The 20473-nt window shown below is 70.6% G+C and carries 15 protein-coding genes and 1 pseudogene; 15 read left to right on the top strand and 1 reads right to left on the bottom strand.

Annotated features, from left to right (window positions below):
- Positions 1–38: 38 nt before the first annotated feature.
- Positions 39–1142 carry a mechanosensitive ion channel family protein gene (locus ACFU53_RS36595; RefSeq protein WP_384002596.1) on the bottom strand — a complete coding sequence of 368 codons (1104 nt, stop codon included), beginning with the start codon at positions 1140–1142 and terminating at the stop codon, positions 39–41.
- A gap of 315 nt (positions 1143–1457) precedes the next feature.
- Here ACFU53_RS36595 and ACFU53_RS36590 point away from each other — a divergent pair, with 315 nt between their 5' ends.
- The 15 genes and pseudogenes from ACFU53_RS36590 to ACFU53_RS36520 all read left to right on the top strand — a co-directional run.
- Positions 1458–1994 carry an HNH endonuclease gene (locus tag ACFU53_RS36590; protein WP_005479438.1) on the top strand — a complete coding sequence of 179 codons (537 nt, stop codon included), beginning with the start codon at positions 1458–1460 and terminating at the stop codon, positions 1992–1994.
- 198 nt (positions 1995–2192) lie between these two features.
- Positions 2193–3029: a hypothetical protein gene (locus ACFU53_RS36585; RefSeq protein ID WP_384002592.1), complete on the top strand. Its 837-nt coding sequence runs from the start codon at positions 2193–2195 to the stop codon at positions 3027–3029.
- Between the two features lie 175 nt (positions 3030–3204).
- The gene (locus ACFU53_RS36580; protein ID WP_384002589.1) at positions 3205–4446 is read left to right on the top strand and encodes an ROK family protein; all 1242 of its coding nucleotides are present in this window, start codon (positions 3205–3207) and stop codon (positions 4444–4446) included.
- Positions 4447–4591: 145 nt separating this feature from the next.
- On the top strand, positions 4592–5929 hold the full coding sequence (locus tag ACFU53_RS36575) for an ABC transporter substrate-binding protein (protein ID WP_384002586.1): 1338 nt from the start codon (positions 4592–4594) through the stop codon (positions 5927–5929).
- Positions 5930–5963: 34 nt separating this feature from the next.
- On the top strand, positions 5964–6905 hold the full coding sequence (locus ACFU53_RS36570) for a carbohydrate ABC transporter permease (RefSeq protein WP_384002603.1): 942 nt from the start codon (positions 5964–5966) through the stop codon (positions 6903–6905).
- Complete coding sequence (locus ACFU53_RS36565; RefSeq protein WP_384002583.1) at positions 6905–7795, top strand: carbohydrate ABC transporter permease; 891 nt, start codon at positions 6905–6907, stop codon at positions 7793–7795. The genes ACFU53_RS36570 and ACFU53_RS36565 overlap by 1 nt, the downstream gene beginning before the upstream one ends.
- Positions 7796–7802: 7 nt before the next feature.
- Positions 7803–9068, top strand: coding sequence for a 6-phospho-beta-glucosidase (locus tag ACFU53_RS36560; protein WP_384002579.1), 1266 nt, complete (start codon positions 7803–7805; stop codon positions 9066–9068).
- A 206-nt stretch (positions 9069–9274) separates the two neighbouring features.
- A complete protein-coding gene (locus tag ACFU53_RS36555) occupies positions 9275–10231 on the top strand; it encodes an N-acetylglucosamine kinase (RefSeq protein ID WP_384002599.1) in 957 nt (318 codons plus the stop codon).
- A 276-nt stretch (positions 10232–10507) separates the two neighbouring features.
- Complete coding sequence (locus ACFU53_RS36550) at positions 10508–11989, top strand: hypothetical protein (protein ID WP_384002576.1); 1482 nt, start codon at positions 10508–10510, stop codon at positions 11987–11989.
- 35 nt (positions 11990–12024) lie between these two features.
- Positions 12025–13062, top strand: coding sequence for a glutamate ABC transporter substrate-binding protein (locus ACFU53_RS36545; RefSeq protein ID WP_384002573.1), 1038 nt, complete (start codon positions 12025–12027; stop codon positions 13060–13062).
- Between the two features lie 67 nt (positions 13063–13129).
- Positions 13130–14455, top strand: a complete 1326-nt coding sequence (locus ACFU53_RS36540; protein WP_384002570.1) for a hypothetical protein — start codon at positions 13130–13132, stop codon at positions 14453–14455.
- Positions 14452–17181, top strand: a complete 2730-nt coding sequence (locus ACFU53_RS36535; protein ID WP_384002567.1) for a tetratricopeptide repeat protein — start codon at positions 14452–14454, stop codon at positions 17179–17181. The genes ACFU53_RS36540 and ACFU53_RS36535 overlap by 4 nt, the downstream gene beginning before the upstream one ends.
- Entirely contained in the window at positions 17182–18501 is a 1320-nt protein-coding gene (locus tag ACFU53_RS36530; protein WP_384002564.1) for a PP2C family serine/threonine-protein phosphatase, read from the top strand.
- Positions 18502–18643: 142 nt separating this feature from the next.
- Positions 18644–19990 carry a VWA domain-containing protein gene (locus tag ACFU53_RS36525; protein WP_384002561.1) on the top strand — a complete coding sequence of 449 codons (1347 nt, stop codon included), beginning with the start codon at positions 18644–18646 and terminating at the stop codon, positions 19988–19990.
- 135 nt (positions 19991–20125) lie between these two features.
- Positions 20126–20473 (top strand): annotated as a pseudogene (locus ACFU53_RS36520) (FHA domain-containing protein); the annotation flags it as partial.

Genomic DNA, 20473 nt, shown 5'->3' with positions numbered 1-20473 from the left:
CAGACTGCATCGTGCACAACCGCGTACGCGCCCTCGCGCTACTTCGGCACCCCCGAAGGCGCGATCGGCGTCGCCCGCTCCGACTGCGGTGACGTGCTGGACGCGTAGGCCGACGGGGGTGCCATGCCGGCCGTCGGGTCTGCGTCCGGGTTGTCGGCCGCGAGGGCCGGGACTCCGCCGACGATGGGGATGTCGGCGGCGTCGAAGGCCTTCTTGATGCGCCAGCGCAGTTCGCGCTCGACGGTCAGGGCCTTGCCGGGCATGGTCTTGGCGGAGACGCGGACGACCATCGAGTCCAGGAGCACGTCGTCGAGGCCGAGGACCTCGATGGGGCCCCAGAGAAGCTCGTTCCAGGGGTCCTCCTTGCTCATCGCCTCGCCGACCTCCAGGAGGGTGCGGCGGACCTTGTCGAGGTCCTCGTCGTAGCGGACGGTGACGTCGACGCCGGCCGTGGCCCAGCCCTGGGAGAGGTTGCCGATGCGCTTGACCTCGCCGTTGCGGACGTACCAGATCTCGCCGTTGTCGCCGCGCAGCTTGGTGACGCGCAGGCCGACCTCGATGACCTCGCCGGAGGCGACGCCCGCGTCGACGGTGTCGCCGACGCCGTACTGGTCCTCAAGGATCATGAAGACGCCGGAGAGGAAGTCCGTGACCAGGTTCCGGGCACCGAAACCGATGGCGACGCCCGCGACACCGGCGGAGGCCAGCAGGGGGGCGAGGTTGATCTCGAAGGTGGCGAGGACCATCAGGGCCGCGGTGCCCATGATGAGGAAGGACGCCACCGAGCGCAGTACCGAGCCGATGGCCTGGGAGCGCTGGCGGCGACGCTCGACGTTGACCAGCAGACCGCCGAGAGTGCCGCCCTCGACGCCGGGCACGGAGCGGTTCATCCGGTCTATGAGCTTGGTGATCGCCCGCCGGACCATCACTCTCAGCACCGCCGCTATCACCATGATCAGCAGGACGCGGAGACCGATGGCCAGCCATGTGGACCAGTTCTCCTCCACCCAGCTGGCGGCGTTGGTCGCGCTCTCCTGGGCATCCTCCAGCGACGGCACGGCCGGTGTCGTCGACGTCTCCGAGGGGGACGGCGACGGCGAGGCGGCGGCCAGTAGGAGGGACAGGGAAGAAACGGACGACACGGCGGATACCTCCAGGTGCGTTATCTGCCCTCCGGTACGGCGGTCAAGATCCGTCGGGTCACGGAAGGGTCACCGGACGGGCAGACCCACCACACTAACGGGGCATCGTGTGGAGGTCGTCGCCATGTTCGAGGGAGCCAGGGCGCTCACCAGGGAGTGAAGGGCGCACGCTGTGGGGGATGAATCAGGGTGTGGTCGAAAACACTCCCGGCCCGTTACCGGGACATGGTGGCGCTTCCACCAGGCATGAGGGGAGACTGACTACGGATCGTCCACGGCGCGAGCCACGCGCCGCCGGCGTACAAGGAGGCATCCGTGCCGCACGTCCTGGTCCTCAACGCGTCGTACGAGCCGCTCGGTGTCGTACCGCTCCGCCGCGCGCTCGTCCTCGTCCTGGAGAACAAGGCGGTCTCCCTGGAAGAATCCGGCGCCTATCTGCACAGCGCGACCGTCACAGTCCCCGCACCCAGCGTGGTCCGGCTCAAGCGATTCGTCCGGGTTCCCTATCGGGGGCCCGTTCCTCTGACCCGTCGGGCACTGTTCGCCCGCGACGGGGGCCGGTGCATGTACTGCGGTGGCGTCGCAACCAGCGTCGACCACGTCATCCCGCGCAGTCGCGGGGGCAAACACGTCTGGGACAACGTCGTCGCGTCGTGCCGCCGCTGCAACCATGTAAAGGCGGACCGCCATCTCGTGGAGATCGGCTGGCGGCTCCGCCACAAACCCGCTCCGCCCTCGGGGCTGGCCTGGCGCATCATCGGCACCGGCCATAGGGACCCGCGCTGGCTGCCCTACCTGCAGCCGTTCGGCGCGGACGACGCGATGGCCCGGATCGACGGCATCTCCGCCTGACGGTCCGGGTTTTTGCATGGCCGGGTGCCCCCTCACGGGGCACCCGGAACGCCCACATCCGGTTGACCTGCGCATTCGTTACCGTCTTCACAGGTACCCCGCGTTCCCCCCACAAGCGTGATCGCCTAGTGTCACTTCAACAGTGGGCCCTTGTTCTGGAGCGCAACGCCCAGGGGCCCGCTTCGAATGTGGGGACTCATGCGCAAGCTCGCCATAGGCGCCGCCATGTCCGGCGCCCTGGCTCTCACCGGCCTGGCCGCGCCCGCCGCGCTGGCCGACTCGCCGGACCTGACCTTCGGCGCCGTCACGGTCAACAACGGCAAGCCGATCGTGGTCGGCACCAAGGCCAAGGTGACCGTGCCGGTCACGTACAGCGTCACGCGGCCGTCGGATCTCGCCATCGACTACAAGAACAACTTCCTGGGCATCGCCCTCTACCGGGGCACGCTCGCGGAGCCCACCAACGCCATCGAGGGCTCCCCCAGGAAGCCCACCTGCACCACGACGGCGACAACCGACACCACGGTGACCGAGTCCTGCTCGACGAAGCTCACCATCGATCCTCGGGAGCACCTCTTCGAGGGCGCGGACGCCACCACCTGGAAGGCGGCCGCCCTCTACGGCGAGACGGCGATCGACGAGGACGACTCCGACGACCACATCAGCTTCCACATCGGGTCCGACATCTGGGGCAACCTCGGCGCCGCCAAGCTCCAGCGGCTCGCCAAGGCCACCGTCAACGCCACCCCGGAGCCGGTCGTCAAGGGCAGGACCCTGACCGTCAAGGGCAAGCTCACCCGCGCGGACTGGAACACCGGCAGCTACGCGGGCTACAAGGGCCAGAAGGCGACCCTGCAGTTCAAGGCCAAGGGCGCCACCGCCTACACGGACGTGAAGACGGTGACCTCCGGCACGGCCGGCGCCCTGTCCACCACCGTGAAGGCGTCGAAGGACGGCTCGTACCGCTACAAGTTCGCGGGTACGTCCACCACGGCGGCCGTCACGTCCGCGGCGGATTTCGTCGACGTGAAGTGACGTGAAGTGATGTGAAGCGGCACCGCCTCCAGCGGTGCCGGCCCCGCCCCCAGGTAACGACTCCGTTGCCGGGGGCGGTTTTTTGTTGGCCGGATATTGACGCTCACCTGGTCTAGTCCTATCGTCCTGGCATCCGACAGGAAACTTTCCTAACAGTTGGGCAGGTGGCGGACCCATGGCAGGAACCCCCCGCGTACTGCGCGCCATGAACGACCGCGCCGCGCTCGACCTGCTGCTGGAGCACGGGCCGCTCTCCCGGACGCGGCTCGGCAAACTGACGGGGCTGTCCAAGCCGACCGCCTCGCAGCTCCTGGCCCGCCTCGAAGCCGCCGGCCTCGTGATCGCCACGGGCACCGGCACGGAAGGGCCCGGCACCGGCGGCCCTGGCGAGAGCGGTTCCGGCGCGGGCCGACCCGGCCCCAACGCCCAGCTCTACGCGGTCGACCCGACCGCCGCGTACGCCGCGGGCCTCGACGTCACCCCCGAACGCGTCCTGGCCGCCATCGCCGACATCACCGGCCGCACGGTCGGCGAGTACGCCGTCCCCACCCCCGGACGACGCCCCGCCGAACCCGTCGTACGCCAGGTCACCACCGCCCTCGACGGGGCGGTCAAGGCCGCCGGGCTCGTCCGGTCCGACGTGCGCCGACTGGTCATCGGCACGCCCGGCGCCTTCGACCCCAACACCGGGCGGCTGCGGTACGCCTCGCACCTGCCCGGCTGGCACTCCCCCGCCCTCCTCGACGAACTCGCCGCCGCGCTGCCGATGCCGGTGGAGTACGAGAACGACGTGAACCTCGCCGCTCTGGCCGAACAACGGCTGGGCGCGGCCAAGGGCCACGACGACTTCGTGCTGCTGTGGAACGAGGGCGGTCTCGGCGCCGCGGTGGTCCTGGGCGGACGACTGCACCGCGGGTTCACCGGGGGCGCCGGCGAGGTCGGGTTCCTGCCGGTTCCCGGTGTGCCGCTGGTCCGCCATGTCACCAAGGCGAACAGCGGGGGCTACCAGGAACTCGCCGGTTCGCAGATCATTCCCCGGCTCGCCCGTGAGCTGGGCATCTCTCCGGTGCCGGAGGGGCCGTACGCCGAGGTCGCGGCGGCGCTCGTCGCCCGGGCCGCCGCCGATGTCGACTCCGGGTCCCACCGACAACTTCTGGCCACCTATGCCACGGGGCTCGCCACGGGTATCGCTTCGCTCATCGCCGTACTCGACCCCGAACTCGTCGTCCTCAGCGGTACGGCACTGACCGCCGGCGGCGAGCCGCTGCGGGCGCTCGTCGAGGCCGAGCTGGCGGAGCTGGCTGCCTCCCGGCCGCGGCTCGTGCTCGGCGACGTACGTGAACACCCTGTGCTGCGGGGGGCGTTGGAGAGTGCGCTCGCCACCACCCGTGACGAAGTCTTTGACACCTCGCGCTGATTGATCATTCAGAAGCTGCGGGCCGTCTGCGGCTGGTCGCGCCCACGCGGCGGAGCCGCAGATCGATACAGCCCCGCGCCCCCGGGTCGCCCGGGCGCGCCCCTTCCTCTCACCTCACCCCATCCCTCCCTCAGGAGACCCCGCCATGTCCGGAATATCCAAGAAAGCGGCTATCGCGCTCGCCGTCACCGCTTCCCTCTCTCTCCTCGCCACCGCCTGCACCGGTCAGGCCGACAGCACCGCCTCCGACGACCCGAACGCCAAGACGACGATCACCTTCTGGCACGGGTGGAGCGCGCCCGGTGAGGTGAAGGCGATCCAGGCGAACGTGGACCGGTTCGAGAAGGAGCACTCGAACATCAAGGTGAAGGTCGTCGGGAACATCAACGACGACAAGCTCAACCAGGCGCTGCGGGCGGGCGGTTCGAGCGGGCCCGACGTGGTGTCGTCGTTCACGACGTCGAACATCGGCAAGTTCTGTTCGTCGGGGGCGTTCCTCGACCTGAAGCCCTTCATCGAGAAGTCGAAGCTCGACCTCGACAAGATCATCCCGAAGCCGATGCTGGACTACACGCAGTTCGAGGGCACGCGCTGTGCGCTGCCACTGCTGGGTGACGCGTACGGGCTGTACTACAACAAGGACGCGTTCGACAAGGCCGGCATCAAGTCGCCGCCGAAGACGTGGTCGGAGTTCGCCGAGGTCGCGAAGAAGCTGACCAAGACCAAGGGCGACAGCTACTCGCAGCTCGGGTTCATGCCGAACTACCACGGCTACGAGACGGTCGTGGACCACTACATGTCGCAGTGGGACCACGCGTACTTCGACGCGGACGGCAAGTCGAACATCTCCGAGGACCCTGCGTTCGCGGAGATGTTCACATACCAGAAGAGCCTGGTGAACTCGCTCGGCGGCTTCGCGAAGCTGGAGAAGTACCGGAACACCTTCGGTGACGAGTGGGGCGCCAAGCACCCGTTCCAGACCGGCCAGGTGGCCATGCAGCTGGACGGCGAGTGGCGGCTCGGGATGGCGAAGGACGCCGGGACCGACTTCGAGATCGGCACCGCGCCGATGCCCGTGGCCGACGACGAGGTGGACGAGTACGGCAAGGGCTTCCTCTCCGGCACGATCATCGGCATCGCCCCGCAGAGCCAGAAGCAGAACGCGGCCTGGGAGCTGGTGAAGTACCTGACGACCGACACCGAGGCCGTCGTATCCTTCGCCAACGCCATCCACAACGTGCCGTCCACGTTCGCGGCCCTGAAGTCGCCCGACCTGACGGTGGACGAGGGCTTCCAGACGTTCCTGGACATCGCCCAGAACACACACTCGAACACCCCGCCGGCCTCCATCAACGGCTCCACGTACCAGACGACGCTCCAGGACTTCGGCTACCAGTACGAGTCCGGCAAGGTGACGGATCTGCGGAAGGGTCTGGAGAAGACCGCGGCGCAGATCGACACCGACATCGCGCAGGCGAAGTAGCGGTATCCGTCCGATGTCCACGCACTCCCTGCGCGTGTCCACGCACACGCTCCGTTCGAAGCGCCGCCGGTCGGCGCTTCGGACGGTGGCCTTCCTGTCACCCTGGCTGATCGGGTTCGGCGTCTTCTTCGCCTATCCGCTGGTGTCCACCGTGTACTTCTCACTGATGAAGTACGACGGCTTCGGTACTCCGGTCTTCCGCGGCCTGGGCAACTGGTCCTACGTCTTCAACGACTACCCGCTGTTCTGGCCGGCCCTGCGCAACACGCTCTGGCTGGTCCTCGTGATGGTGACCTGCCGGGTGCTGTTCGGGCTCGGCGTCGGTCTGCTGATCACGAAGATCAAGACCGGGGCGGGCGTCTTCCGCACCCTCTTCTATCTGCCGTACCTCGCGCCGCCGGTCGCCGCGACGCTGGCCTTCGTCTTCCTCCTCAACCCCGGCACGGGGCCGGTCAACTCCGTCCTCGACGGGCTGGGCCTGCCGACGCCCGGCTGGTTCACGGACCCCGCCTGGTCCAAGCCGGCGCTCACCGCGCTCGCGCTGTGGGGCGTGGGCGATCTGATGGTCATCTTCATGGCCGCGCTGCTCGACGTACCGAAGGAGCAGTACGAGGCCGCCGAGCTGGACGGGGCGTCGGCCTGGCAGCGGTTTCGATTCGTGACGCTGCCGACCATCTCGCCGATCGTGATGTTCGCCGTGGTCACGGGCGTGATCCAGACGATGCAGTACTACACGCAGCCCCTGGTGGCCGGGAAGGTCGCCTCCGGCATCATCGGCGGCTCCGGCCAGCAGTTCGAGCCGGGCTACCCGGACAAGTCGACCCTGACACTGCCCCAGCTCGTCTACAACCTCGGCTTCCAGCGCTTCGACTACGGCTCCGCCTGTGTGGTCGCCCTCGTGCTGTTCGCCCTGTCGATGGTGTTCACCGCGCTGCTGATGCGGCGCCGGGGCGGACTGATCGGAGCGGGTGACTGATGACCCAAGTACTCGACAAGCCCGTGGCGCCGGTCGCCGCCCCGGCGAGTGAGCGGACCGCCCGCCGCCGGGCGCTCCTGGAGTGGATCGCCGTCCACTCCCTGGGCGTGGCCGCCGCGCTCTTCTTCACCCTGCCCTTCGTCTTCGTCGTCCTGACCTCGCTGATGAGCGGCCAGCAGGCGCTCACCCGCGATCTGGTCCCGGACACCTGGGAGTGGAGCAACTACCGGCAGGTCCTCGACACCCCCGGCTTCCTGACCTGGTGGAAGAACACCCTGATCTACGCCGGCCTCGGCACCGTCCTCACCGTCGTGTCGTCGATCCCGGTGGCGTACGCGCTCGCCAAGTTCCGCTTCCGGGGCCGTAATCTGGCGCTGATGCTGGTCATCTCGATGATGATGCTGCCGCCGCAGGTCGTCGTGATCCCGATGTACCTGTTCTGGGCCAAGCAGATGGACCTGTCCGGCTCGCTGTGGCCGCTGATCATCCCGATGGCGTTCGGGGACGCGTTCTCCATCTTCCTGCTGCGGCAGTTCCTGACGACCATCCCGAACGAGTACCTGGACGCGGCCCGGGTCGACGGCTGCGGCGAACTGCGCACCCTGCTGCGGATCGTCCTGCCGATGGCCAAGCCGGGCATCGCGGCCGTCGCCCTCTTCCAGTTCTTCTACGCCTGGAACGACTACTTCGGCCCGCAGATCTACGCCTCCGAGAACCCGGCCGCCTGGACGCTCAGTTACGGCCTGGAGTCCTTCAAGGGCGCGCACCACACCGACTGGAATCTGACCATGGCCGCGACCGTGCTGGTCATGGCCCCCGTGATCCTCGTGTTCTTCTTCGCGCAGAAGGCGTTCGTCGAGGGCGTCACCCTGACCGGAGTAAAGGGTTGATCCACGTATGAAGCTCACTGTGGTCGGCGGAGGCTCGACCTACACACCCGAACTCGTCGACGGGTTCGCCCGGCTCAGGGACACACTGCCGATCGAGGAGCTGGTGCTCGTCGATCCGGCCGCCGACCGGCTGGAGCTGGTCGGCGGCCTGGCCCGCCGGATCTTCGCCCGCCAGGGCCACCCCGGCCGGATCATCACCACCGGCGACCTGGACCGGGGCGTCGAGGGCGCCGACGCCGTCCTCCTGCAGCTCCGCATCGGCGGCCAGGCCGCCCGGGAGCAGGACGAGACCTGGCCGCTGGAGTGCGGCTGCGTCGGCCAGGAGACCACCGGCGCGGGTGGCCTGGCGAAGGCGCTGCGCACGGTCCCGGTCGTCCTGGACATCGCCGAACGGGTCCGCCGTACCAACCCCGACGCCTGGATCATCGACTTCACCAACCCGGTGGGGATCGTGACCCGCGCCCTGCTCCAGGCCGGCCACAAGGCGGTCGGCCTGTGCAACGTGGCGATCGGCCTGCAACGGAAGTTCGCCGCGCACCTGGGTGTGACCCCGGCCGAGGTCCACCTCGACCACGTGGGCCTCAACCACCTCACCTGGGAGACCGGTGTCCGCCTCGGCGGCCCCGACGGCGAGGACGTCCTGCCGAAACTGCTGGCCGACCACGGCGACAGCATCGCCGCCGACCTGCGGCTGCCCCGCCCCGTCCTGGACCGCCTGGGCGTGGTCCCCTCCTACTACCTGCGCTACTACTACGCCCACGACGAGGTCGTACGGGAGCTGGCGACCAAGCCCTCGCGTGCCGCCGAAGTGGCCGCGATGGAGCGGCAGTTGCTGAAGATGTACGCCGACCCGGCGCTCGACGAGAAGCCCGCGCTGCTCGCCAAGCGCGGCGGGGCCTTCTACTCGGAGGCGGCCGTCGACCTGGCCGCCTCGCTGCTGGGCGACGGGGGCAGCCCGTACCAGGTGGTGAACACCCTCAACCACGGCACACTGCCCTTCCTCCCCGCCGACGCGGTGATCGAGGTGCAGGCCGCCGTGAACAAGCAGGGCGCGGCACCGCTGCCGGTGCCGACCGTGGACCCGCTGTACGCGGGCCTGATGGCGAACGTGACCGCGTACGAGGACCTGGCCCTGGACGCGGCCCTGCGCGGCGGCCGGGACCGGGTGTTCCGGGCGCTGCTCTCCCATCCCCTGATCGGGCAGTACGAGTACGCCGAGGCCCTCACCGATCGGCTGATCGCACACAACCGGGAGCACCTCGCGTGGGCGTGAGCGAGGGCGTGAGCAACCGCGTGAGCGACGGCGTGAGCGCGGGTTCGGCCGACGGCGTGCGCGCGGGTTCGGCCGACGGCGTGCGCTTGGGATCAGCCGACGGCGTATGCGTGGGATCAGCCGACGGCGCACGCGCGGGTTCGGCCGACGGCGTACGCACGGGTTCGGACGCGGGCGTGCGCGGGCGCGACGGTGGGCGCGGGAGCGTGCTCGCCGTCGACGCGGGCAACAGCAAGACCGACGTCGCCGTGATCGCCCCGGACGGGGAGGTGCTGGGCGCGGCGCGCGGCGGCGGGTTCCAGCCGCCGACGGTCGGGGTGATCACGGCTGTCGACGGCCTCGCGGAGGTCGTACGGCAGGCCTTCGCCGAGGCCGGGGTCGGCTCGGTCGACCATGTCTCGGCGTGTCTGGCCAACGCCGACTTCCCCGTGGAGGAGGAGCGGCTGGCGGCGGCGTTGCGCACGCGCGCGTGGGGCACGACCGTCGAGGTCCGCAACGACACCTTCGCCATCCTGCGGGCCGGCGTGGCGGAGCCCCGGGGCGTGGCCGTGGTGTGCGGCGCCGGCGTGAACTGCGTCGGCATGCGCCCTGACGGCCGCACCGCCCGTTTCCCGGCGCTCGGACGCATCTCCGGTGACTGGGGCGGCGGTTGGGGCCTCGCCGAGGAGGCGATGTGGCACGCGTCCCGCGCGGAGGACGGCCGGGGCGGGCCCACGGCCCTCGCCGACACGCTGCCCGCGCACTTCGGCCTGGACTCCGTGTACGCCCTGGTCGAGGCCCTGCACCTGGAGCACATCCCGGCCGTCCGCCGCCATGAACTCACCCCGGTCCTCTTCGCCACGGCGACCGCCGGCGACCCGGTGGCCCGCTCGCTGGTGGACCGCATGGCCGAGGAGGTGGTGGCCATGGCGACGGTGGCCCTGACCCGCCTGGACCTCCTCGGCGAGGAGACCCCCGTCCTCCTCGGCGGCGGCGTTCTCGCCGCCCGGCATCCCCTCCTCGACGCCCGGATCCGCGAGGCGCTGGCCGCCGCCGCGCCCAAGGCCGTCCCCCGGGTGGTCACGGCCGCCCCGGTGCTGGGCGCGGCGCTGCTCGGCCTCGACCACGTGGGCGCGCCGAGAACCGTGCACGCGCGCGTGCGGGCGCACTACGAAGGAGGGTGACCCGGCGTCTCGCACCACCCCTCGAATCTCCCCCTCGAACGCGTTCGACCCCAGGGAACCGAACCCGACCGGAGCGCGTATTCATGGGCAGGCGGTGGTGCGGGAAGCCTTGTGCTGCGCCGGAATTCGACAAGCACAGCACGTACGGACACGATCGGGGAACAAGATCGAGTCAAAGTCTGTGCGATGTCAGTCCCGACGGCGATACTTGCGGCCGTGCACCTCTGTCCGTGCGAGCGGGCGGAAGTGATGGACGGATGACCAGGGGGAGGTCAGGTGACATTCACGCCGGAGGGCAGCGCGGCACCGACGGCACCACCCGCGGGCCCGGGCCCGGGCCCGGTCGTGCCGCCACAGGCCGCGCGCGCGCCGAGGTCCCCCGTGCCGCCCCCGGTCCCGGACGGCGGCCCGCCCCGCCGGACGGCGTTCGCGGAGGGCGTCGACCAGCTGCGCGCCGCCGCGACCACCGAGCCCGGTCGGCTGCGCATCATCGGCGCCGTGCTCGCCCTGCTGGTCGTCGCGTTCGGCTCCGTCACAGCCTGGCAGATGAACGACCGCTCGGCCGCCGCCGACGACGTGCTCCACGGCAGCCAGCCCCTCAGCTCCTCCGCGGCCCGCATCTACAGCTCCCTCGCCGACGCCAACACCGCGGCCTCCAGCGGCTTCCTCGCGGGCGGCCAGGAGACGGAGGAGTCGCGCGAGAGATACGAGCGCGAGATCAAGGAGGCCGCCGACAACCTGTCGATCGCCGCCTCGGCCTCGGAGCCCGGCTCGGAGTCGGAGAGGCTCGTCTCCGAACTGAACGCCCTGCTGCCGGAGTACAAAGGACTTGTCGAGCGCGCACGCGCCAACAACCGGCTGGGCTACCCGCTGGGCGGCGCCTACCTGCGCTACGCGAACGACAAGATGCAGGACGACATGCTCTCGAAGGCGAAGAAGGTCTACGACAACGAGAACGAACGGCTCCGCGACGACTACGCGGACGCCACGTCGTATCCGTGGGTCGCGATCGCTCTCGGCATCCTCGCCATCGGTGGCCTCGGCTGGGCCCAGCGCCGCAACTACCAGCGCACCAACCGAGTGTTGAACCACGGCCTGGTCGCGGCGACGGCCGCCTCCACGGTCGTCCTGCTGTGGCTGACCGTCGGTCACACCGTCGCCCGCTCGGGGCTGAACGACTCCTACGACAACGGCGTGCGGTCCCTGACCGTGCTGAACGACGCGCGCATCGCCTCCCTCACCGCACGTGGTAACGAGAACCTGACTCTGATCAGTCGGGGCGCGGAGACCACCAAGAACGCGAAGGACGAGGTCGTGGACAAGTTCGACCTCCAATTCGACACCAGTATGGCCGAGCTCAAGAAGCAGTTGGCCGCCGCCGAGGGCCTCGCCGACGACGACAGCGGCGAGAAGCCCCTGAAAGCCGCCGACGCCGGCATGAAGGAGTGGCTGGACCGGCACCAGAACGCCCGCGAGGCCGACGAGAAGGGCGACTACCAGTGCGCCCTCAGCCAGGTGATCGGCGGTGCCGCGACGGCGGAATGCCGAGAGGGCGACAAGCCGACGGGCGACTGCTTCGACGAGGTCGACGACAACCTGGACGCCGCGAGCAAGCATGAGGAGAGGGAGTTCGAGCTGGCGGCCCAGGGCGGCCGCGACGCGATGCTCGGACTTCCCGTGGGCGCCGCGGTGCTGGCCGTACTGAGCGCGGCGGGCGCGGTGCTGGGCATCGGACGCAGGCTTTCGGAGTACCGGTGACGACGGCGGGGGGAGACACGGTGGAAGGGGGAGCGATGAATGCGGTACGACGCCTGCGGGCCGGTCTCAGGGGCTGGGGCGGTGTGGGCGCGATGGCGGCCCTCTGCGCCCTGACCCTGGTCTTCGCCCTGGTGCTGCCGGTGAAGGGCACACGCGGCGACGGCGCCACTGGCACCGGGGGCCAGGGGGTCGCCCGGGGCACGCAGGCGCGGGCGGACGAGTGCGACACCATGAAGGACCCGGAGAACCAGAGCCTCAGGCCCTCCTCCGACGAGTCCGGCACGACGATCGCGAGGATCGAGAAGAACGGCTACATCACGGTCGGCGTGGACCAGAACAGCTACCGCTGGGGCTACCGCGACCCGAACAGCACGAACGACGACGCCCAACTGGAGGGCTTCGACATCGACATCGTGCACCGGATCGCCGAAGAGATACTCGGCGACCCGAACAAGGTGCGCTTCAGGGCGATTCCCACGAACCAGCGCATCCCCGCCCTCCAGAAGAGGGAGGTCGACATGGTGGTCCGCACGATGACGATCAGCTGCAAGCGCATGCAGGAAGTCGCCTTCTCCCAGCCGTACTTCAAGACCGGACAGCAGGTCCTGACCCCCAGGTCCTCGACGATCAAGGGCTACGACCGGACGCTGGCGGACAAGAAGATCTGCTCGGCCAGCGGCTCCACCGCTCTGGACACTCTGGACGCCGACCAGAAGTCGGGCAAGCTGCCCGCCTCCGCCGACATCACGTCCGTCAACCCGCCCAATCAACTCGACTGCCTGGTAAGGCTTCAGCTCGGCGAGGTCGACGCGGTGGTGACCGACAGCGCGCTCGCCGCGAGCCAGGCGGCACAGGATCCGACGGTGAAGTTGACGGGCGAGCCGTTCACCACCGAGTACTACGGCGTGGCGATGAATCTGAAGGCGGACGATCTGGTACGCCGGGTCAACCAGGTGCTGGTGGACTATCTCAAGGACGGCTGGCAGGACTCGTACTCCAAGTGGCTGTCCGCCACGATGGTCGGGGATTCGGAGAAGTCCCGACCGCTTTCCCCCCAGCAGTACAGGGACTGACGTACAGGGACTGACGTACAAGGACCGCTTTCAACTGACGGACACCGACAGCAGCGAGAGGTGATCGATGGGCGTCGCGGGATCCACCGGGCCGGTGATGGACCGGGACGAGGTGGACCGTGCGCTCGCGCGGCTCGGCGCGGAGCACGAGGCCATCGAGACCTCGCTGCTCGCCCTGCAGGACCACGCGGGCCGCAGGCTGCTCGAAGGCGCCGAACTGACCGGCGTCACCAAGGAGCGCTGGACGTCCGCGGACGCGTCGATCACGCTGCTGTGGGCGTACTTCGACGCGTACGCGGACGCGCTGCGCTCCGCCCGGGAGATCCGTTCGCGGCGCCGCTGGTCCAGCCGTGAGGACCTGGTGGAGCTGACCGAGCTGCTGCGCGGCGAGGCCGTCACGGTCGCCGGCTCGGCGACGGCGATGGCGAACGCGCCGACGCTGCAGGGCGGGACCCGCCTCAGCGAGCAGTTCTCGCTCGTCACGCTCGTGGACCGGATGAACGACCTGTACGCGTCCTCGCTGGACATGGTCGTGGCCGCCGACGCGGTGTGGTCCGCGCTGCCCGCCCGGATCGATTTACTGGCCGCCGAGCTCCAGCGCACCCGCCAGCTCGCCCACTCCGTCGGCGTGCGCCCCGGCGAGCACCCGGCCGGCGACGACCTGGAGCGGATCACCCGCACCCTGACCCGGCTCCGCGAGCAGGTCATCTCCGACCCGCTGGCCTTCTGGGTCCCCGCGCCGGGCAGTTCGGCGCCCGGCGGCGGCCGCCCGGACACCACGACGTACGACCGCGAGGCGCGGTCCCTGGAGGACGTACGGCGGGAGATCGACGCCGTGTTGACGGTCCGGCAGGACGCGGAGTCACGGCTGGTGAAGCTGCGGGACGTGCTCAGCCGCGCGGACCGTACGCTCGCCGAGGCGCGCAGCGCGCGCGGTGAGGTGCTGGCGAAGATCGCCGCGACCGAGGTGCCCGTGGTGAGCGGCCCGCCGACGGTGCTGCAGGAGCAGTTGGCGATGGCGGCCGAGTACCGCAGACGCGCGCAGTGGCACCGGCTGTCCCCGCTGCTGGAGTCCCTGGAGCAGAAGGCGGACGACGAACTGCTGCGCGCCCGGGAGTCGTTGACGTCGGTCACCGCACCGCTGGCGGTCCGCGCGGAGCTGCGCGGCCGGCTCGACGCGTACAAGGCGAAGGTCGCCCGGCACGGCTTCGCGGAGGACTCACTGCTGGTCGAGCGGTACGACGCGGCGCGCCGCATGCTGTGGAGCGCCCCCTGCGACCTGCGTGTCGCCGAGATGGCGGTGCTGCGCTACCAGCACGCGGCGGCCGAACTGCTGGGCACCTCGGTGCCCGCCCCGCGCGGACCCCAGGACCGGAGGGAGGAGGAATCGTGAGTCAGACGGAGGAAGGCCTGACGGGCGAAGGTCGGACAGGCGAAGAGGCTCCGCAGCAGTCGTGTCAGCGGCCCGGTTGCTCGGGATCGTACGAGGACGTGGGCGGCGGCGAGCTGTACTGCGACGAGTGTGGTCTGGCGCCGGTCGTCTCGGCCAGCGGCATGGTCAACTCCCCGCCCACCGGCATCACCGGAGGCGGCCGGGGCTCGCGCGGCTCCGGTTCCAGCAGTTCACGCTCCTCGCGCTCGTCCGCGCGCTCCTCGCAGTCCCGGCGCTCGGTCTCCGGCCGGCTCTCGCGCGCCCTGTCGGGCAGGTCGACGGGCCGCTCGGTGTCGGTGCGCAGCTCCGGCAAGACCGCCGGCTCCTCGGGACGGGCCCGGCTCGGCGTCGGTCTCGTCCAGGTCCCGGACGTGCCGCGCCCGGACCCGCGCTCGATGGTGCTGGATACCGCCGAGGTGCCCGAGCGGAAGCGGTTCTGCTCGCGCTCCGACTGCGGGGCGCCGGTCGGGCGGGCGCGCGGTGAGCGGCCGGGGCGCACGGAGGGCTTCTGCACCAAGTGTGGCCACCCGTACTCGTTCGTGCCGAAGCTGCACTCGGGCGACATCGTGCGCGGCCAGTACGAGGTCGTGGGCTGTCTCGCGCACGGCGGTCTGGGCTGGATCTATCTGGCCATCGACCGGGCGGTGTCGGACCGGTGGGTCGTGCTGAAGGGCCTGCTCGACACCGGCGACCAGGACGCGATGGCCGCCGCGATCTCCGAGCGCCGCTTCCTCGCCGAGATCGAGCACTCCAACATCGTCCGCATCTACAACTTCGTCGAACACCTCGACCAGCGCACCGGCTCGCTGGACGGGTACATCGTCATGGAGTACGTCGGCGGCAAGTCCCTCAAGGAGATCGCCAACGACCGCCGCACGACGGACGGCCGCCGGGACCCGCTGCCGGTCGAGCAGGCGTGCGCGTACGGCATCGAGGCCCTGGAGGCGCTCGGCCACCTCCACAGCCGCAACCTGCTGTACTGCGACTTCAAGGTCGACAACGCGATCCAGACCGAGGACCAGCTCAAGCTGATCGACATGGGCGCGGTGCGCAGGATGGACGACGACGAGTCGGCCATCTACGGCACGGTCGGCTACCAGGCGCCCGAAGTCGCCGACGTGGGCCCGTCGGTGGCCTCCGACCTGTACACGGTCGCCCGTACGCTCGCGGTCCTCACCTTCGACTTCCAGGGCTACACGAACGTCTTCGTGGACTCCCTGCCCGACCCCGACAACATCGAGGTCTTCCGCCAGTACGAGTCCTTCTACCGTCTGCTGGTACGTGCCACCGACCCCGACCGGGCCCGCCGGTTCGCCTCCGCGCAGGAGATGTCGGAGCAGCTCACGGGGGTGCTGCGGGAGGTCGTGTCCCTCCAGACGGGCCGGGCGCGCCCCGCCCTGTCGACGATCTTCGGCCCCGAAGTGAGGGTCACGGACACGGAACTGTTCGCGAAGCTGAACGGGGACGTCTCCCGGCTGGGGACGCGGGTGGTTCCTGTGGGGAAGGGGCTCCGGCGAGGCAAGGTGGTGGCCGCCCGGAACGGTGGTTCGGCTTCCGGTTCACTTGCCGGGAACGGGGGTTCGCCTTCCGGATCACTTACGGGGACCGGAGGTTCGACTTCCAATACGCCCGCTCTGCTGACCGGCGGCGCGGCCGTCCCCGCCCGGCTCACCAGGGAGCTGGACACCGCCGCCGCGGCCCTCGCGCTGCCCGTCCCGCGGGTGGACCCCGGGGACCCGAACGCCGGGTTCCTGGCGGGGCTCATCGCCTCCGCGCCCACCGAACTGATCACGGCACTGCACTCGGCCCCCAGCGGCTCGCTGGAACTGCGGCTGCGGGAGCTGCGGGCCCGGCTGGAGATGGGCGAGTTCACCATCGCGCTGGCCACCCTGGACGCCCTGGAGCGGGACCACCCCGACGACTGGCGGGTGGTCTGGTACCGGGGCGTGGCCGCGCTCGCCACCGGCGACCACGAGAACGCCGCGCTGTCCTTCGACGCGATCTACGACGCCTTCCCGGGCGAGCCGGCCCCCAAGCTGGCACTCGGCCTGTGCGCCGAGGTGCTCGGGCAGCTGGACAACGCCGCCGAGTACTACCGCCTGGTGTGGACGACCGACCCCAGCTTCGTCAGCACCGCGTTCGGGCTCGCCCGGGTGCGGCTGACCGCCGGGGACCGGCAGAACGCCGTCCATACCCTCGAGTCCGTACCGGAGGCGTCCATCCACTACACCGCCGCCCGGGTCGCCGCCGTACGGGCGCGGCTCAGACACCGTACGGAGGCGACACTCGGATCCGGGACCACGCCGTCCGGGATCACGCCGTCCGGGACCGTGTCGTCCGGGACCGTGTCGTCCGGAGCCGCGCCGGACGCGCCGTTCCTGGACGACCTGACCGCTGCCGCCGGGCAGGTCGAGGCGCTCGGCGGGTACGGTCTGGACGCGGTGCGCCGCGAGCAGTTGTCCACAGAGGTCCTTGGCTGCGCCCTGGACTGGGTACTCTCCGGGGGCCAGGGTGCCGCGCCCCCGGCCGGCGGGCGGGTGCTGCTCGGCAGCGCGCTGGACGAGCGCGGCCTCCGCTTCGGACTGGAGCGGTCGTACCGCACACTGGCCCGGCTCGCCCAAGGCGGCGAGGAGAGGATCGACCTGGTGGAACGTGCCAACCGTTACCGCCCCCGGACGTGGGTGTAGTTGATGTCGCAGATGCCCCAGCCGACCGCGCTGACGAAGTGCCCGATCTGCGAGTGGCCCCTCGCTTCGGACGACCGCTTCTGCGGTGCGTGCGGCCACGACCTCTCAGCGGTGCCCGCGCCGCCGGAGGACCAGCCGACCGTCACGATGAACGGGACGGCGGGTGACGCGCCCGACGAGGCCTCGCCCGTGGACTGGCCCATCGCCTCGGAGCCGAGCTCCGACACGCCCCCGCCGGTGGTCCGTCCCACCGACCTCCAGGGCACCGACTCCGGCGGCGGCGAGCTGCCCGGCCCGGGGCGGGGCGTACGGTTCGACCGGCCCCGCGAGCCCGACGAGTACCCGCTGGCCGCGCCCCAGCCGCCGGACCCGCGCACCGCCGACCTCGCCACCCCGCCGGCCGGCACGAAGGTGTGCGTGGCCTGCCGCGCGGGTCATGTCGACCGGGACGGCTACTGCGAGAACTGCGGGCACGCCCAGCCGCGCGAACGCGATCACATGGAACTGGAGTTGGGCGCGGTCGCCGCGGTCAGCGACCGGGGCCTGCGCCACCACCGCAACGAGGACGCGTTCGCGATCTCCTCGACGGCGCTGCCCGACGGCTCCCCCGCGGTCGTCGCGATCGTCTGCGACGGCGTGTCCTCCGCGACCCGCCCCGACGACGCCTCGCTCGCCGCCGCCCGCGCCGCGGGCGAGACGCTCCTGGACTCCCTGCCGCGCGGCACCCACCCGCAGCAGGCGATGCACGACGCGATCATCGCCGCCGCAGGCGCCGTCAACGCCCTGGCGGAGGAGCCGGAGACGGCCCAGGAGCACGCCCCGCACCAGAACGCGCCGGCGTGCACCATCGTCGGTTCCGTCGTCACCCCGAGCCTGCTCGTCGTCGGCTGGGTCGGCGACAGCCGCGCCTACTGGGTCCCGGTGGACCGGAGCGCACCCCCGGCCCGGCTCACCGAGGACGACTCGTGGGCGGCACAGATGGTGTCCGCGGGACTGATGAACGAGGCCGAGGCGTATGCCGACGAGCGCGCCCACGCGATCACCGGCTGGCTCGGCGCGGACGCGTACGAACTGGAGCCGCACACCGCTTCCTTCAAACCGGACCGGCCGGGTGTAGTGGTGGTGTGCACCGACGGACTGTGGAACTACGCGGAGGCCGCCGAGGAGATGGCCGAGGCCGTGCCCCTGGACGCGGCCGAGCGGCCGCTGCACTGCGCGCAGGTCCTGGTCGGCCGGGCCCTCGACGGCGGTGGCCACGACAACGTAACAGTGGCCGTCCTGCCGTTCCCCGCCCCTCCTCAGGGGGCAGGATCGGCCTGAGGGTGCGCGCGGGCGGGGTGTTCGCGGGCGCCTCGGCGGCCGGAGGGGAAGAGCCGACGGACCGGAGGGGACCGGTCCGGGTACGGGCACGCACAGTCATCACCCCACGTGCTGTGGGGCCGCTAGGGGGATCAGAGTAGGCATGGCCAATTTCTCGAAGTCGAACGTGCCGCAGTTCTCGGTCGAGGTGTACCAGAACGAGTACCTGCCCGATGGCGGCCGCGAGGTCAACGCCATCGTGACGGTCAGCGCGACCGGCGGCGGCACCATCGGCGGCGCGGTCGCCGCGCCGCACCTCTACTCGCCCGGCCAGGGCCCGTCCGCCGCCGTGGCCCTCATGGTCGACTGCTCGGGGTCGATGGACTACCCGCCGACCAAGATGCGCAACGCCCGGGACGCCACGGCCGCCGCGATCGACACCCTGCGGGACGGCGTCCACTTCGCGGTGATCGACGGCACCCATGTGGCCCGGGAGGTCTACCCCGGCGTCGGCCGGCTCGCGGTCGCCGACTCCGCCACCCGGGACCAGGCCAAGCAGGCGCTGCGCAGGCTCAGCGCGGGCGGCGGCACCGCCATCGGCACCTGGCTGAAGCTCGCGGACCGGCTGCTCGCCTCGGCGGACGTCGCCATACGCCACGGCATCCTGCTCACCGACGGCCGCAACGAGCACGAGTCGCCGGAGGACCTGAAGGCCGCCCTGGACGCCTGTGCCGGACGGTTCACCTGTGACGCGCGTGGAGTGGGCACCGACTGGGAGGTGAAGGAGGTCACAGGGATCGCCTCCGCGCTGCTCGGCACCGCCGACATCGTCGCCGACCCGGCCGCCCTTGCCGCCGACTTCACACAGATGATGGAGGCGGCCATGGGCAAGGAGGTCGCGGACGTAGCCCTGCGGCTGTGGACCCCGGTCGGCACACAGATCAAGTTCGTGAAGCAAGTGGCGCCCACGGTCGAGCAGTTGACCGACCGTCGCACCGAGGCCGGGCCGCGCGCCGGGGACTACCCGACCGGCTCGTGGGGAGACGAGTCCCGTGACTACCACGTGTGCGTCGAGGTCCCGGCCGCGTCCCTCGGCCAGGAAATGCTGGCCGCCCGCGTCTCCCTCGTCATTCCGCAGCCCGACGGCACCGCGCAGAACCTCGGCGCCCAGGGTTTGGTGAAGGCGGTGTGGACCGACGACATGGTCGCGTCCACGTCGATCAACCCCCAGGTCGCGCACTACACAGGGCAGGCCGAACTGGCACAAGTCATCCAACAGGGGCTGGATGCTCGTAAATCCGGTGATTTCGACGGAGCAACGGCCAAGCTGGGACGGGCCGTTCAGCTCGCCAGCGCGTCAGGGAACGCGGATACTGCGAAACTGCTTGCGAAGGTGGTGGACGTGGTCGACGCGGCGACAGGTACTGTGCGACTGAAGGCGAAGGTCACGGAGGCCGACGAGATGACTCTCGAAACGCGGTCGACAAAGACTGTTCGTGTAAAGAAGTAGGTAGAAACAACCGGTAACACCGCTGCACATGAGCCTGGCTCCCCCACCGGGGATCCGGACAGTACCGGCCACACCGGCCCGTCGCGGCCACAGGAACCGGCCGAAGGGCCGGAAAGGAGAGGGGGAAGCGCCGACATGCCGACCTGCCCGAACGGACACCAGTCGGGTTCCGACGACTGGTGCGAGGTCTGCGGTCACCGTATGGCCGGTGCCGTACCCCCGCCGCCACCACCGCCGCCCCCGGGCGCCGGTTACGGATACCCGCCGCCCGGCTCGCCTCCCCCGCCTCCGGGCGCGGGCGGTCCCGGAGGCCCCGGGGGTCCCGGTGGACGCCCGCACCTCGCCGCCGAGCCGGAACTCTGCCCGCAGTGCCGCACGCCCCGCGAGGGCGGCGCGCCCTTCTGCGAGGAGTGCCGGTGGAACTTCCTGACCAACACCGCGACGACGTACACCCCGGCCGCGCCCCGGCCTTCGGGGCCCGGG

It is taken from the genome of Streptomyces sp. NPDC057474 (assembly GCF_042802555.1).
In the GTDB taxonomy this organism is placed as follows: domain Bacteria; phylum Actinomycetota; class Actinomycetes; order Streptomycetales; family Streptomycetaceae; genus Streptomyces.
This window is presented reverse-complemented; position numbering and strand designations above follow the sequence as displayed.

What these genes read in the sequence shown, in the direction of transcription:
- ACFU53_RS36580 (WP_384002589.1), top strand. Translation starts at nt 3,205, where the DNA reads ATGGCAGGAACCCCCCGCGTACTGCGCGCCATGAACGACCGCGCCGCG.
- ACFU53_RS36560 (WP_384002579.1), top strand. Translation starts at nt 7,803, where the DNA reads ATGAAGCTCACTGTGGTCGGCGGAGGCTCGACCTACACACCCGAACTC.
- ACFU53_RS36540 (WP_384002570.1), top strand. Translation starts at nt 13,130, where the DNA reads ATGGGCGTCGCGGGATCCACCGGGCCGGTGATGGACCGGGACGAGGTG.
- ACFU53_RS36545 (WP_384002573.1), top strand. Translation starts at nt 12,025, where the DNA reads ATGAATGCGGTACGACGCCTGCGGGCCGGTCTCAGGGGCTGGGGCGGT.
- ACFU53_RS36565 (WP_384002583.1), top strand. Translation starts at nt 6,905, where the DNA reads ATGACCCAAGTACTCGACAAGCCCGTGGCGCCGGTCGCCGCCCCGGCG.
- ACFU53_RS36585 (WP_384002592.1), top strand. Translation starts at nt 2,193, where the DNA reads ATGCGCAAGCTCGCCATAGGCGCCGCCATGTCCGGCGCCCTGGCTCTC.
- ACFU53_RS36525 (WP_384002561.1), top strand. Translation starts at nt 18,644, where the DNA reads ATGGCCAATTTCTCGAAGTCGAACGTGCCGCAGTTCTCGGTCGAGGTG.
- ACFU53_RS36575 (WP_384002586.1), top strand. Translation starts at nt 4,592, where the DNA reads ATGTCCGGAATATCCAAGAAAGCGGCTATCGCGCTCGCCGTCACCGCT.